A 12,953-nucleotide genomic window follows, 5' to 3' on the forward strand; every position below is an offset into this window, starting at 1 on the left:
ATCCAACCGAACGCCTCCTCGATGCGCTTGCGGATGCGTAAGCTGATCCCATAGCCGGAATGGCGCGTCGTGCGCCCATCAATGGCCGAGCGGCGACCATTGACGTTCTGCGCCACATGCGGCGTCACCTTCATCGACCGAAAATCTTTGACGAAGTCCTTTGTGTCATAGGCCTTATCGGCACCTAGCGTGATCGCTTGTGGCCGCTCAGTGAAGGGCTCGATCATGTGCAGCGCCGCTACCCGTTCAGTATATCCGCTGGCCTCTGTCAGATAGGCATCGACCAGCAGGCCATGGCGGTTTTCCATCAGCCCGTGGCCCATGAAGCACAGCTTGGCCTTCTTGCCTTTACCCTTCTTATAAAGTCTTGCATCTGGGTCGGTCGTTGAAGCATGCGTCTCGTTGGAGCGTCTTTCGCCATGGAAGTCTGCTTCCTTATTCCGACCGCCCGCATCCGACGGTGGTTCGCCATGATCGCCCCTGGGGCCGTCCTTCGGCTTGAAGCTCTTCATCGATGCCCAGGCTTCGATCAGCGTGCCATCGACAGAGAAGTGGTCCGTTGACAGCAACCGCTTTACTTTGGGCTGCGAAAGGATTGCGACCAGGAACTTCGCGGCGATGTCGCCTTCCAGCAACCGGTCGCGGTTCTTCGAAAACACCGAATGGTCCCAAGCTCGATCGTCAATGCCAAGGCCAACGAACCAGCGGAACAGAAGGTCGTATTCCAGCCGCTCCATCGAAGGCTTGCAAAAGCATGGCGCGCAGAAGCTTCTCAGGCGCGATCGACGGCCGCCCGATCGGTGAATAAAGTGCTGCCAAATCTCGTTCCAGTGAAACGAGCGCTTCGTTCACGATCTGCCGGATAGCCCGTAGAGGATGATCTTTTCGAACACGATCCTCCAGATCAACATAGCTGAAGAGTTCGCCTGTCCTCACATCGCCGCCGCGCATCCATCAGCTCCAAATCGCAATAAAGCGAGTGAATCACGACCAGAGCCTATGCGCCAGGGCCTTTTTCAACAGCCTGCTAGAATTGTGCAACGAAAAATCCCACGCATTAATCTCAAGCAAAGCTCATGGACTTCGCCTTGAGATCCAACCTGCTGCAGGATCTTTGCTTCAAGGTCAATTTTCCTGAGATCATGGATCATGGTGTGGAGCAAAATGAGCCCGGCAAAAAAAAGGTAAAAGCAGAGGCACATATAGAGGTAAGCGAGGGCCGTAAACGCGATCGACACCGGGACCGAAATGACCTCCGGTCGCACAATTGCCAGCGTGCCCCAGCTTGTTGCGTAGTCTGCTCCGCCTTCCAGCAATGGGATCAGGCAAACGCCAATCCATTGGAAAACACCGGCGAACAGCACACAGATCAGGAACACTGCACAAAATGAAAAGGAGGACCCTTCCACATTACGTGCCCAGTCATCGTCGCTTGTGGTCGTGTCGCTCCACGTCCACAGCTTCATGCGCCCCTCACTTGTCCAAAAAGCGAGCAGTTCGGTGACCAGTGCGAAAAACAGCGGCAAGAGCACCATGAAAAGGAGCGTCCAATTCGGTGCCCAGAGAAATCCAACCTCTTTCGCAATGTTATCCGCGCGGAGGTAAACGGCGCTGTGGATCCCCACGATGTAGGACAGAAAACCGAGAGCGGAGGCGCCTGCAAACACAGACGCGGGCAAGTTCAGCGGCGAGCCGCCGCTAAAAAGGGTCTCCGATTTTCGCGCTAAACTGAAGCGCTGCTTCTTCCGATCGGCTTCGGGTTCGGCATCGGGTGTAAACTTAACCGGTGACCACTGCTCGTGGTCAACCGTGGGGTCTGGCGGCACATCTGGGGTTCCTGGAGCAAGGCTATCCGCCTTTTTCACCTCCCGTCTCTTGGCTTGCAGCCGCGCCTGAGCCGCGCTTAGCACGACCTGCCATGCAGCCGTGGCCTCCGGATCATCGCACCCAAAAACCCTCGCGAGCCAACGAATGTTCGTCGCGCTAATTCCCCTGTCATTCTCCTGAAACCAAAGCTGCACCGTCCTCAGATCAACCCCAGAGCGGTTCGAATCGATCTGTGAAATCGCCGCGGCGAGCAGTTCGGGCGTCCACGGGCCCGCGGGAAATCCGTCTTCACCGAGTGCTCTGCCTGCGCCCGCCGCAGCCAGTTTCTTGAACAATTCCTTCCAGTCACTGCCGTCATTTGGAGGTGGTAGAAATAATTTTCCGTTCTGAAACAATCGATTACCAGTTCTGATTTCGTTTCGCCGCACTTCATATTACATCGTGCCAAATCACTCAATCGCCGGTTATCGAATTCAGGTTGGAAAATTTTAGGGCAAACTCATAGTGAGTGGTCGAGATGACCAAATTGGTAAATCAACCTGAGGCTGAGTTAACCGCCCGCGCGCTGCGCTCGTTAGCGTTGGCAGAAGGGGCCGGACAGGAGCAGAACCGCGTTCCGCTACCGTCGCTATGAGCCGCTCCGGGACAGGAGAGCAGCACCGAATGGAAGGGGATTGGATGAACCAACTTGTCGCGGGGCTTCTAGAGATCAGCGCTGTCGCGCATGACGATGCAACGCTGAAGGCCGCTCTGGCGGATTTGGCAGAACGGTTCGAATTTTCCGGTTACGACCATGCCAAACTGCTGCCGGGCGACTCTTACGTGATATCGAACCTTCATCCCGATTGGCTGAAACGAAGCCGAAAGTTGGACCTGGACCGACGAAATCCGATTATCAAGCGTGCCCAACAATCGCGCCGCGCCTTTATCTGGTCAGGTACCCCACAAACGGGGACGCAGCCGGAGGAAGACCAGACTTTCTATGAAGCTGCAGCGCAGTTCGGGATTCGTTCAGGCATCACCATTCCAATCGCTATTTCCAGTGGCGCCATCTCGGTTCTCAGCTTCGTCTCTCCAAAGTCGATTCTGACCGCGCAGGACGAAATCGATCCGATCGCTGCATCCTCTGCGGTTGGGCAGCTACATGCCCGCATCGGGCAGCTAAAGGTAACGCCTTCAATCCAGGAACCGTTTTACCTCTCTCCGAAGGAAGGGACCTACACGCGATGGCTTTCACTCGGCAAAACGGTGGAAGACACGGCCGATATCGAGCAGGTCAAATATAATACCGTCCGCATTGCGCTCGCCGAGGCACGACGGCGATATGACCTCTGCAACAACACGCAGCTCGTGGCTCTGGCAATTCGGCGTGGCCTGATTTGATCAGACTTTCGGTGTTCGCCCCAGAATGTTGAGAATTGTCGTGAGTGCAGACATCTGCGCATGCATTTCGATCGTCGCCTCCAGATAGGCTAGGTGAGCGTCACCAGGCTCTTTCACGTCATCTCGGTAACCGGCATGAGCGACCTGGAACATTCTCTCGGCGCGGTCGACAAGCTTGCGATGTTTCTTTATCGCGCCGACCGTCAGGATTTCGACAACTTGCTCGGGCTCGTTGGAGAGCAATCCGATGATCGGCCGCAGGTCGATGTCCGTGGCAGTGTCATTTCTCTCGTAACCCATAAGATCTCCCAACGCCCAGGCTCAGCCTGCGGTGTACGCCTTGTTTGCTCGTCTGAGAATCGAGCAATGCAGCGCGTACGGCCTTGGGAGTTATTTTAGCGATTGGCTCGGGACTCATCCACTGCAGTTTTGCAGCAACTCTTTTTGGTTGACGGAGCCGGTGTCCGTCGCCTGAACGTCACCCGCCATCGTGCTCATACCTCAGTTGCTGTAATTACCCGGAAAAATGATGTCCTGGTCGACCAGGACATTGAACCGGAAACCGGGTCGGATCTTGATTGTCGGTTGGACGATGAGGTTCTTCGAAATGGTCTGTTCGGCGACACGCCCAAATGTCTCTGCAAAATTCCGGCGCGCCGCGTCGGAGGCCGTGTCTTGCGTGGCAAGAGTCGAGCTTTGAGGCATCGACATGTCGATCCCTGTCCCGATAAGCGCGACGAGCGCGGCCGAACCGAAGGTCCGGAGATAGTGGTTGTCGACTTTATCGCTGAAACCGCCATAGCCCTCCGAGTCGGTCCCGGCCATACCGCCGATCTGCAGAGTCGAGCCATTCGGGAAGATGATATCGGTCCAGACGACGAGAGCGCGATTCTGGCTGAATGAGACCTTGCTGTCGTAACGACCAAAGAGCTTTGTCCCCTGCGGCACCAACATGAAATGACCGGTCGCGCTGTCATAGACGTTCTGGCTAACCTGCGCAGTGATGCGGCCCGGCAAGTCGGAATTGATGCCGGTGATCAACGTTGCGGGGATAACTGACCCCCGCTTCAGCTCGTAGCGTGACTGCTGAGGCACGACCTGATTGGGCAGGTAGCCGAGATCCTTGATGTCCGCGTTAAAGAAATCTTCCTTGGATGCTTGTCCGTTCTGATCGACCTGACCCGCAGCGCCCGCTCTCAACGCTGCGGCATAGAGATCTTGCGCGCCGCTTGGCGCGGAGTTCGATTGACGCAGTGCGGCAGACGCAGCGCCCGACCCTTGTGCCGTGACATCGGTGATGTCGACCTTCAGCGGAGAGTCCAGGGCCGCCCCTCTCGCCTGTAGGCTCGCCATGCGCTGGCGTTGCTGTTCGCGAAAGATCTGTTCCCGCTGTTCGCGAAGCATCCTAGCATTCCATTCCTCATCCGATTCCATGCGCGAGCTGCGGGGCTCCCGTGGTTCGACCTTCGGCTGCGCCTCCGCCGGCCGGGCGGCTTCCTGCTGTTGCGGGACCGGAGTTGGCTGAAACGCCGGCTGCTGTTCCTCCCGGTCACCGATAATTCCGTCTTTGACACCCCGCTTTAGCTGATCGGCAAAGGTCGAAGCCGGCGTAACAGAACCAGCGTCGTTTGGGTCGTGCTGCCCGAACCTCAGCCCGCGTGAGGAAAGGCCGTAAACGAGAACGGCAAGGAACAGAACCAGGATCCCGATGCCGACGAATAGGGGCACGCGATTGAGGCGCTTCATCCCTTTGTCGTCAGCAGACTGATTGGGCGTTCCCAGTTGCAGCGATTGGACCATGATCGTCTCCGCCTGTCAGTTTCGCTTCATAAGGGAAAGGGGGCTTGCCGGCATCGCCACACCATTGCTGACCGAGTAAGCTCGGCCGAGCTCCATCGTGTCGGTCGAAAGGCGCGCCAGCACTTGTCCGTCCACGGTAGCGATCGAGTAGGCCAGCTCGACCGGTTGTGGCGCATCCTTTGCGCTTGCGCTTTTGTCATCGGTGACGATGGCAAAGCCCCAACCTTTCAAAGCAGCTTCGAGTGCGACGGAGAATTCAGACGTGTCTTTGTGCAGTTTGATGGGAGTGGCCGTCGATCCGGCTTGTTCGGCGAACCGTCCAGCCATGTCGCCGGCGATAGCGCCCGCGGCGGAGCCGGTGACGTCGGCGGGTGCAGCGCTGGTGGACAGTCCGTCGGTTGCCGTCTGGCATCCAGCCAGGCTGAGGGCGAGGACAATCGGAATGAGGCGAAAGAGCTGCATGGATCACCCTCCCCGCCGGATCGTGATCTTCTGCTGTTTCCAGCCGACCCCGGAAATCAAGATCGCCTTGTCGATTTTATAGTCGACGATCATCATGTCGTTCTTCATCCGATAATTGACGATCCGGCTCTGGCCACCCGAGACGACGAAGAGAACCGGCGCGTCCTGACCGGAGATTGCCCGCGGAAACTGGATGTAAGTCTTCTGTCCATCGGAATAGACCCGCTTCGGCCGCCAAGGTGCGCTTCCGCTCAACGAATAGGAAAAGGCAAGCTGTTCGGGAGCGACACCGCCCTCTGGCCCGGTCATAGCCTGGAGGCGGGCATTGATATCGGAGAGCTTTGTGGCGGCATCTTCGGGATATTCGAAGCCGACCCGTGCCATGTATTGCGTCGGATGCGATTTCAGCTGGATATGGTAGGTGCGGCGCGAAGTCGTCACCACCATGGAGGTGACGAGGCCAGGCTCCGACGGCTTGACGATCAGATGGATGGCCTGGCCGCTGGCGGCGCCTGACGTGGCGGGTTCGACTTTCCATCGCACCGTATCGCCGACCAGAACGTCGCGGACAATTTCGCCGCCCTGCAGCTCGATATCGCAGACCTGCAACGGCGAGCAGACGACCGAGGGCTGTGTCTCTCCGAAGAGAAAGATTACCTTGCCGTCCGGTCCCCGTGTCACCAGGCCGGCTTGACCTCGCCATTTTCCAGAAAGGTTCGTCCCTTTCACCTCATTGCTCGTCAAACTTTGAGCCTTGGAGGTCGAAGCAACACCGGCCGATACGGCAAGCGCCAGCATACAGCACAAGGCTGCGTGTTTTTGTTTGGTCCTCATTGCAGTCCCTGCCCTTAAAGTTGCGCGGTCCAGTCGAAATCGGTCACGTAGACGCCGATCGGATTGAGCCGGATTGTTGCTTCGTCCTGCGGTGACGTGATCGACACGGTCGCTATGCCCCGAAAACGGCGGGTCGCGACTTCCTTGCCTTTCCGGTCGCGTTCGTACTCTGTCCAATCGATCTGGTAGGTCTGGTTTGAAAGCGCGACGATGTTGTTCACCTCAATCGCGACGGTCGCGTTGACCGCCTTTTCGAACGGCGAGTTGGCGCGGAACCAGGCGTTGACCTTTTGCGTCGAGGCATCGCTCGTCCGCAGCAGGGCATAGGTGCGGTCGATATATTGCTTCTGAACCACCGCATCCGGTGTGATCGAACGAAAGCTGGTCACGAAGTTCCCGAGCGTCGCTCGGACGACTCTGGTGTCCGCGTATTCGATCTGCTGCGGGAAACCGCCCGAAACAGTGTTCCCAAGCTTGTCGACCTCGACGATGTAAGGGACGAGCTTGACCTGCGTGCTAAGGTAAAGCGCGTAGCCGAAGCCGATAACGGCCATTCCCAAGCTCAAGATTCCAACGGCCCGCCAGGCGGAGGCCGCCTTGACGTAGGAGCCGTAACGTTCCGACCATTCCTGCCTCGCGGCAAGGTACGGGTTCTCAGGTGCGGGATGCCCTGCCATGTGAGTGATCCTGTCCGTGAAATTATGGTTTGTCCGGTCTTTCCGGAGGTGGCGCCGGAGTGGGCGGATTGCCCCTTGCCTGATCGAGCTTGGCGTTGGCCAGGCCGAGAATCGAGCCGGCATAGACACCGGGTGACCCGATTGCCTTCTCCTTGGCGGCGGATCCGGCAGCCATGGCACCGGAGCTGAAACTTGCGCCCATACCTCGGAGTACTGAACCAGCGGCCGAAGATCCACCGGCCCGCGCTGCCTGCGCGGCCGCAAAACCAACGCCAACCGCGCCGGCCCCGAGAAACGCGCCGCCCGCTGCGAACGAGGCCGCCTGTCCGCCGTGCCGGATTGTCTCCATGCCGCCGGAGACGGAGGCTCCTTGTACGACACCCTGGATGATGTTCGGGACGTACATCGCGATGATGAAGACGACGACGGAGATGCCAGCAATCGCGAGCGTGGTGATAAACTGGTCGCTTTCGGCTGTCGGAGCCTGCGCGAGCCCAAGCAGGACGCTAGAGCCGATCTTGGCGATCATGACCAAGGCCATAAGCTTCATCCCAACGCCAAAGGCATAAACGAGATAGCGGATCGCAAAGTCTTTGGTGAAGGAGGAGCCGCCGAGGCCGAGCATGATCATGCCTGCCAACAGGCCGACATACATCTCGACCATGACCGAGACGAATATTGCCGCAACGAGAGAGAAGCAGATGACGACGATACCCATGGCAAGCACGGCGGCGATCGCCAGGGCATTGTCCTCAAAGACGCCGAACTTAGCCTGTTCTGACATCTGAGACGCAACGCGAATGCCGGCGTCGAAGACTTCGGCCGGAGACGCAGAGCCGCCGCCGGCGCCGATCTGGAACAGGCTATCGACGACGGCCTTAGCAAAAGTCGGACCCTGTGCGAGTGCAAAGGCGAAAAAGCCAATGAACATGATGCGCCGGACGAGCTCTGCGAACCAACTGTCCAGCGATGCTGCCTGGATAGCGAGCCACACGGCAGCTATGCCAACCTCGATGCCTGCGAGGATCCAGAACAACGATTTCGCCGCATCCATGACGGTGGTTTCCCACCCTTTCGCGGCCGTCGAGACCTGATTTTCCAATTCCGTCAGAACTTGGCCTTGCTGGGCGAGAGCCGGCACCCCCAACGCAAGGAAGGCGATACCCGCAACTAGGATGGTGCTTCTCCGACCGCGCTTCACCATCTCGGGCGCATCTCCTGACCCTTTTCGATCGGCGGCAGCGCCTTGCTCGTGCCAAAGAACTTCTCGCGTGTTGCTCGTTGTTCTTCACTCATCTGGGGCGGAGCGGAGCTCTCTCCACGCATCAGAACGACGGCGGTGATCGCAGCAATCCCTGCGATCACGATGCAAACAGAAGCAATCAATGCGGGGCGGGTCACCAGCGAGGCTCCATTTTCTGTCCGGAGGGAATGGATTGGACGTCGGCATTGAAGAATTTCTCGCGACGCGCCTCTGCGAGATCCTTGTCCGTCTGTTCGCTTTGCAGCCAAGTCCCCATCATTGTGGTCTGCTGGGAGACAATGCCGCGGAGCTTCTGCATCTGGGCGACCTGCTGAGCGGCGATCTGGTGGCCGACCTGAAGCGCCTTCATCTGGCCGTCCGCCGATTGCGACATTGATCGCAGTTGGCCCATCGTATCCTCTTCGCTGTCGAACTGATCGGCGGTGAGGCTTGCAGCCTTAAGCGTGCTGGAAATCGTGTCGCGGTTCGTGTTCGACCACGTCTGATAAGTAGACGAAAAGCTCTCGGCGTTCGGCAGGTTTGTTTTCAGGTCTGAGTAGCTTTTGAACCGTTGCTTTAGGAGATCGTCAGCGTTGCCCATGGAAAAGGCGATGCCCTGACCCTGAGTGACGATATCGCGCAGCTGATCCAGATCGCCTTCGACCTGACCCCAGATGTGGTTCGGGAGCTGGGCCGTATTCTGCAACATGTTCTGATAGATATTGAGCTGGTTTTGGATCTGCTCGGCAAGCTGAGTGATTTGTTTGATCTGGTTATTGATCTGTTCGGTCGACTGACCAACAAGGTGGATAAGCTCGCCATTGTTGAGCATCTGCGTCATCTCGGTCGCGCCGGTAACCGCACCTCCTGCGAAGGAAACCGTGGGCGTTGCGGCAAGGCCAGCGGCGACCAACCCCGCAACTAGCGATTTGCTGAGCTTCAAATACTTGACTGCTTCACTCATAGCGGTTGGTCCCCCTTTCGATGAGCCACTGACCCGGCCATTCGTGGCCGTGGGTCGACGAGAGCGCCCTGATGCGTGCTAGATCGGCTTTGCCGGAAGCGCCGACGAACGACAGAGTGACCGGACCAAGGGACATGTCGAAGAGCCTGCGGCCGTCGGGCGAGGTCACGTAGTATTCGCGTTTCGGGATGGCGTTTGCGACAATCTCGATCTGCCGCTCGTTGAAGCCGATCCGCTCATAGAATTCGCGGGTGCCGATTTCCCGGGCTGCGCCGTTCGGAAGGCAAATTTTGGTTGGGCAAGATTCCTTCAGGACGTCGATGATGCCCGAGCGTTCGGCGTCGGAGATCGACTGCGTCGCAAGGATGACGGCGCAATTCGCCTTGCGCAGGACCTTTAGCCATTCCCTGATCTTGTCACGGAACACAGGATGGCCGAGCATCAGCCATGCCTCGTCCAGAACGATAAGGCTTGGCGAACCATCAAGCCGCTTTTCAATCCGCCGGAAGAGATAGGTTAGAACCGGGACGAGATTGCGCTCGCCCATATTCATCAGCTGCTCGATCTCGAAGCACTGGAAGCGCCCAAGGGTCAGACCATCCTCTTCCGCATCGAGGAGCTGACCCATCGGGCCGTCAACCGTATAGTGATGAAGGGCATCTTTGATCTCGCGCATCTGGACGCCGCTGACAAAATCCGACAACGAACGGCCGGGCGCTGATGCCATCAATCCGATTTGCCGCGAGATAGCGTTTCGATGATCTGGCGCAACCGTCACGCCCTGAAGCGAAACCAGGGTCTCGATCCACTCGGAGGCCCAAGCTCGATCGGCGTCGGTCGAAAGCTCGGACAATGGGCAGAAGGCAAGATTGGCGCCCTCCCCGCTCTCGCCGCCGATCTCATAGTGGTCACCGCCCACCCCGAGTGTCAGCGGCAGCATCGAATTGCCCTTATCGAAGGCGAAAACTTGCGCCTTCTCGTATCGGCAAAACTGCGCGGCGATCAGTGCAAGGAGCGTCGACTTGCCCGAGCCGGTTGGCCCGAAAATCAACGTATGGCCTACATCGTCGACATGCAGGTTCAGTCGGAAGGGTGTCGACCCTGACGCCACCTGCATGAGCGGTGGCGCATCGACCGGATAGAACGGACATGGGGCGGCGGGCTGCCCTGACCAGACAGAGTTCAGCGGGATAAGGTCTGCCAGATTGCGCGTGTTGATCAGCGGTTCGCGGATGTTGCAGTACCAGTTGCCAGGCAGGCTGCCGAAAAAAGCGTCGGTCGCGTTAAGCGTCTCGATGCGAGCTCCGAAGCCTTCCGCTTGGATTAGGCGACGCACCGCTTCCGCCTTCTCCTGCAGCGCCGAGCGGCTTTCGTCGAAGAGGATGATAACAGGCGTGTAATAGCCGTAGGCCACCAGTTGCGATGAGGCTTCGGCAATCGCATCCTCAGTCTCGGCGACCATCGCCATCGCATCCTGGTCGACCGACCGCGATTGCGTCTGGAACAGCTGGTCGAAAAACGGCCGCACTTTCTGCTGCCATTTCTTTCGGGTCCGCTCCAGGCGCTGCTTGGCCTCCTCCGCGTCGAGGAAGATGAAACGCGACGACCAGCGATAGGTCAGCGGCATCAGGTTCAGACTGTTCAAGATCCCCGGCCAGCTCTCGGCCGGAAGCCCATCGATCGCGATCACGCCAAGAAATCGGCCCTCGACCCGCGGCGTCAGTCCATGTTCAAGCTCCGCCGTCGCGAGCCAGTCCAAGTACATGGGAATTTCTGGCAGCCGGACGGGATGATTCTCGCCGGTGATGGCAAACCGAATGAACTGGAAGAGCTCGTCGTAGCGCGCAACACGAGCACCATCCCGTTCGGAAACCTCTCGGGTCTGCATGCGCTGCACCGAGAGAACATTTCCGAGATACTGCTCAATCTCCCGGATTGAGCGCCGAAACGTATCGAGAGCGGTATCGGCATATTTCGCTGAGCGGCTTTCGGTATCCGAGTAGATATAGCGGGTCAGTCCCGATCGGCGCCGCTCTGGCGGCCGATAGGTCAGAATAAGCGCATGCCTGCTTTCAAAGTGCCCGCGCTCCTGTCCAAAATGCCGCCGACGCTCGTCGTCGATAAGCAGCGTCACGGTGTCTGGAAAATGGCTGCGTTCAGCAGACGGGTATTCTGTCGTCGGCACGCGTACGGCCTCAACCTGGATCATCCAGCCCGTACCGAGGCGCGAGAGAACCGCGTTGATCTGGCGGGCAAGCTCGTTGCGCTCGAAATCCGTAGCGCTTTCGGAATCAGGACCGGCAAAATACCAGCCGGCCATCAGACTGCCGTCCTTCAGCAGAAGGATGCCGTTATCGACGAGGCCCGCATAGGGAACCAGGTCAGCGAATGACGGACCGGTCGATCGAAATGTTCGTAAAGCGACCATCGACAGCTCCTCAGTATCGGCGCCAAGGCGTGGAAGTCGGGAGGTAATACGCCCGATACCGCATATGGCGGGCATACACTTTGCGCATCATGGGGTCCGATTTCGCCATCATGCGGAGCGCGCCGACGACCACGATCCAGATCGCGATGCCGAATAGGGCCGAGTAGATGGTTAGCACGACGAAGATGAGAATGATTGCGGCTAGCCCGGTCAGCAGCACGAGCTCACGATCCGCTCCCATCAAGAGGTTCGGTCGCGACAAGGCGCGGTGGATCCGGTTGCGGTGAAGCCCGGTGCCGGCGTCAGCCATGACACCCCTCCCCTCCCCCAACCCGATTTGCATTCGGGACCGCGGTTTGTTCGGCGACAGACGAGCCACCGATCGAAGCGCCGGTCGAGCCGAAGAGGCCGACGATCGTCGTCGCGCCAAGCAGGATCCCTGCGACCAGCACCACATACACCAGTCGCCGCGCGAAATCGTTGAGCTCGCCGCCGAAGATCAGCATACCGCCGGCGATCGCGACCGCGGCTAGCGCGATGTAGCCAGCGACCGGCCCAGTGATCGATTGCTGGATTTGCTCGAGTGGACCTTCCCACGGCAGGCTTCCGCCTGAACCTGCGCGTGCGGGGCCGGCGAGAGAGACACAAATCAATGCGCCGATAATTCCCAAACGGAGAAAGCGATTATGCTGCATGACTGTCCTCATCGATCTGCGGATAGTGTTCTGTCTGGTAGCGCGAGCCGTTGAACCCTTCGACATGGAGGACCTCTCTCACCCGGCGGCCGCGCCCGGCGCGTTCGATCGAGATGACGAGATCGACCGCTTCGCCAATCACGGCTTGCATTGGCTGTTGACTGGCTTCCGATGTCAGTTGCTCGAGGCGCCGAAGCGCCGACATCGCGGAATTGGAATGGATCGTCGTGACGCCTCCAGGGTGTCCCGTGTTCCAGGCTTTCAGGAGGGTCAGTGCTGCGCCGTCGCGCACCTCGCCAACGATGATGCGGTCGGGACGCAGGCGCATCGTGCTCTTGAGAAGTCGAGCCATGTCGACCACGTCGCTCGTGTGGAGGCAGACGGCATTTTCCGCGGCGCATCGGATTTCGGACGTATCTTCAAGGATCACCATCCTGTCTTCCGGCGCAGCGGAAACGATTTCTGCGATGACCGCGTTTGCGAGCGTCGTCTTGCCTGAGCCAGTCCCGCCGGCGATGACAATGTTCAGCCGGTTGGTGATGGCGCTCCGGATGATAGAAGCCTGCGCTTCCGTCATGATCTTTGCGGTTACGTAGTCGTCGAGCGGAATAAGCCGCGAAGCGCGCCGGCGGATCGTAAA

13 protein-coding genes and 2 pseudogenes are annotated in these 12,953 nt (G+C 58.7%); 1 reads left to right on the forward strand and 14 read right to left on the reverse strand.

Features of this window, described 5'->3' with window-relative positions; translation table 11 throughout:
* Both BSG20_RS33355 and BSG20_RS33360 read right to left on the reverse strand, forming a co-directional pair.
* Positions 1-951: pseudogene (locus tag BSG20_RS33355) on the reverse strand (IS5 family transposase); the annotation flags it as partial.
* A gap of 77 nt (positions 952-1,028) precedes the next feature.
* A pseudogene (locus tag BSG20_RS33360) lies at positions 1,029-2,222 on the reverse strand (RcgA family putative transporter); the annotation flags it as partial.
* Positions 2,223-2,505: 283 nt separating this feature from the next.
* Between BSG20_RS33360 and BSG20_RS33365 the strand changes: the two are divergent.
* The gene (locus BSG20_RS33365) at positions 2,506-3,210 is read left to right on the forward strand and encodes an autoinducer binding domain-containing protein (RefSeq protein WP_072381382.1); all 705 of its coding nucleotides are present in this window, start codon (positions 2,506-2,508) and stop codon (positions 3,208-3,210) included.
* Here the strand turns inward: BSG20_RS33365 and BSG20_RS33370 are convergent, their stop codons facing one another.
* The 12 genes from BSG20_RS33370 to trbB all read right to left on the reverse strand — a co-directional run.
* Positions 3,211-3,510, reverse strand: coding sequence for a transcriptional repressor TraM (locus BSG20_RS33370; protein ID WP_072381351.1), 300 nt, complete (start codon positions 3,508-3,510; stop codon positions 3,211-3,213).
* A 201-nt stretch (positions 3,511-3,711) separates the two neighbouring features.
* Positions 3,712-5,010, reverse strand: a complete 1,299-nt coding sequence (trbI, locus tag BSG20_RS33375) for an IncP-type conjugal transfer protein TrbI (RefSeq protein ID WP_072381353.1) — start codon at positions 5,008-5,010, stop codon at positions 3,712-3,714.
* 15 nt (positions 5,011-5,025) lie between these two features.
* Positions 5,026-5,472 carry a conjugal transfer protein TrbH gene (trbH, locus tag BSG20_RS33380; protein ID WP_072381355.1) on the reverse strand — a complete coding sequence of 149 codons (447 nt, stop codon included), beginning with the start codon at positions 5,470-5,472 and terminating at the stop codon, positions 5,026-5,028.
* Positions 5,473-5,475: 3 nt separating this feature from the next.
* Entirely contained in the window at positions 5,476-6,306 is an 831-nt protein-coding gene (gene trbG / locus BSG20_RS33385; RefSeq protein WP_072381357.1) for a P-type conjugative transfer protein TrbG, read from the reverse strand.
* A 14-nt stretch (positions 6,307-6,320) separates the two neighbouring features.
* Positions 6,321-6,983, reverse strand: a complete 663-nt coding sequence (locus BSG20_RS33390) for a conjugal transfer protein TrbF (protein WP_072381359.1) — start codon at positions 6,981-6,983, stop codon at positions 6,321-6,323.
* A 22-nt stretch (positions 6,984-7,005) separates the two neighbouring features.
* Positions 7,006-8,187: a P-type conjugative transfer protein TrbL gene (gene trbL, locus BSG20_RS33395; protein ID WP_072381361.1), complete on the reverse strand. Its 1,182-nt coding sequence runs from the start codon at positions 8,185-8,187 to the stop codon at positions 7,006-7,008.
* Complete coding sequence (trbK, locus tag BSG20_RS33400; RefSeq protein ID WP_072381363.1) at positions 8,181-8,384, reverse strand: entry exclusion protein TrbK; 204 nt, start codon at positions 8,382-8,384, stop codon at positions 8,181-8,183. Before trbK ends, trbL begins: the two co-directional genes overlap by 7 nt.
* Positions 8,381-9,190 (reverse strand): P-type conjugative transfer protein TrbJ, encoded by an 810-nt coding sequence (gene trbJ, locus BSG20_RS33405; RefSeq protein WP_072381365.1) that lies wholly within the window; start codon positions 9,188-9,190, stop codon positions 8,381-8,383. The genes trbK and trbJ overlap by 4 nt, the downstream gene beginning before the upstream one ends.
* Positions 9,183-11,618: a conjugal transfer protein TrbE gene (locus tag BSG20_RS33410; protein ID WP_072381367.1), complete on the reverse strand. Its 2,436-nt coding sequence runs from the start codon at positions 11,616-11,618 to the stop codon at positions 9,183-9,185. Before BSG20_RS33410 ends, trbJ begins: the two co-directional genes overlap by 8 nt.
* Before the next feature lie 10 nt (positions 11,619-11,628).
* A complete protein-coding gene (locus tag BSG20_RS33415; RefSeq protein WP_072381369.1) occupies positions 11,629-11,928 on the reverse strand; it encodes a conjugal transfer protein TrbD in 300 nt (99 codons plus the stop codon).
* Positions 11,921-12,313, reverse strand: a complete 393-nt coding sequence (locus BSG20_RS33420) for a TrbC/VirB2 family protein (RefSeq protein ID WP_072381371.1) — start codon at positions 12,311-12,313, stop codon at positions 11,921-11,923. The genes BSG20_RS33415 and BSG20_RS33420 overlap by 8 nt, the downstream gene beginning before the upstream one ends.
* Positions 12,303-12,953, reverse strand: a 651-nt coding sequence (gene trbB / locus BSG20_RS33425; RefSeq protein WP_093041813.1) for a P-type conjugative transfer ATPase TrbB, incomplete at its 5' end; no start/stop codon positions are given. The genes trbB and BSG20_RS33420, both read right to left, overlap by 11 nt.

It is taken from the genome of Rhizobium tibeticum (genome assembly GCF_900110205.1).
In the GTDB taxonomy this organism is placed as follows: domain Bacteria; phylum Pseudomonadota; class Alphaproteobacteria; order Rhizobiales; family Rhizobiaceae; genus Rhizobium; species Rhizobium tibeticum.

What these genes read in the sequence shown, in the direction of transcription:
- trbL (WP_072381361.1), bottom strand. Translation starts at nt 8,187, where the DNA reads ATGGTGAAGCGCGGTCGGAGAAGCACCATCCTAGTTGCGGGTATCGCC.
- BSG20_RS33415 (WP_072381369.1), bottom strand. Translation starts at nt 11,928, where the DNA reads ATGGCTGACGCCGGCACCGGGCTTCACCGCAACCGGATCCACCGCGCC.
- BSG20_RS33420 (WP_072381371.1), bottom strand. Translation starts at nt 12,313, where the DNA reads ATGCAGCATAATCGCTTTCTCCGTTTGGGAATTATCGGCGCATTGATT.
- BSG20_RS33410 (WP_072381367.1), bottom strand. Translation starts at nt 11,618, where the DNA reads ATGGTCGCTTTACGAACATTTCGATCGACCGGTCCGTCATTCGCTGAC.
- BSG20_RS33390 (WP_072381359.1), bottom strand. Translation starts at nt 6,983, where the DNA reads ATGGCAGGGCATCCCGCACCTGAGAACCCGTACCTTGCCGCGAGGCAG.
- BSG20_RS33370 (WP_072381351.1), bottom strand. Translation starts at nt 3,510, where the DNA reads ATGGGTTACGAGAGAAATGACACTGCCACGGACATCGACCTGCGGCCG.
- trbJ (WP_072381365.1), bottom strand. Translation starts at nt 9,190, where the DNA reads ATGAGTGAAGCAGTCAAGTATTTGAAGCTCAGCAAATCGCTAGTTGCG.
- trbI (WP_072381353.1), bottom strand. Translation starts at nt 5,010, where the DNA reads ATGGTCCAATCGCTGCAACTGGGAACGCCCAATCAGTCTGCTGACGAC.
- trbH (WP_072381355.1), bottom strand. Translation starts at nt 5,472, where the DNA reads ATGCAGCTCTTTCGCCTCATTCCGATTGTCCTCGCCCTCAGCCTGGCT.
- BSG20_RS33365 (WP_072381382.1), top strand. Translation starts at nt 2,506, where the DNA reads ATGAACCAACTTGTCGCGGGGCTTCTAGAGATCAGCGCTGTCGCGCAT.
- trbG (WP_072381357.1), bottom strand. Translation starts at nt 6,306, where the DNA reads ATGAGGACCAAACAAAAACACGCAGCCTTGTGCTGTATGCTGGCGCTT.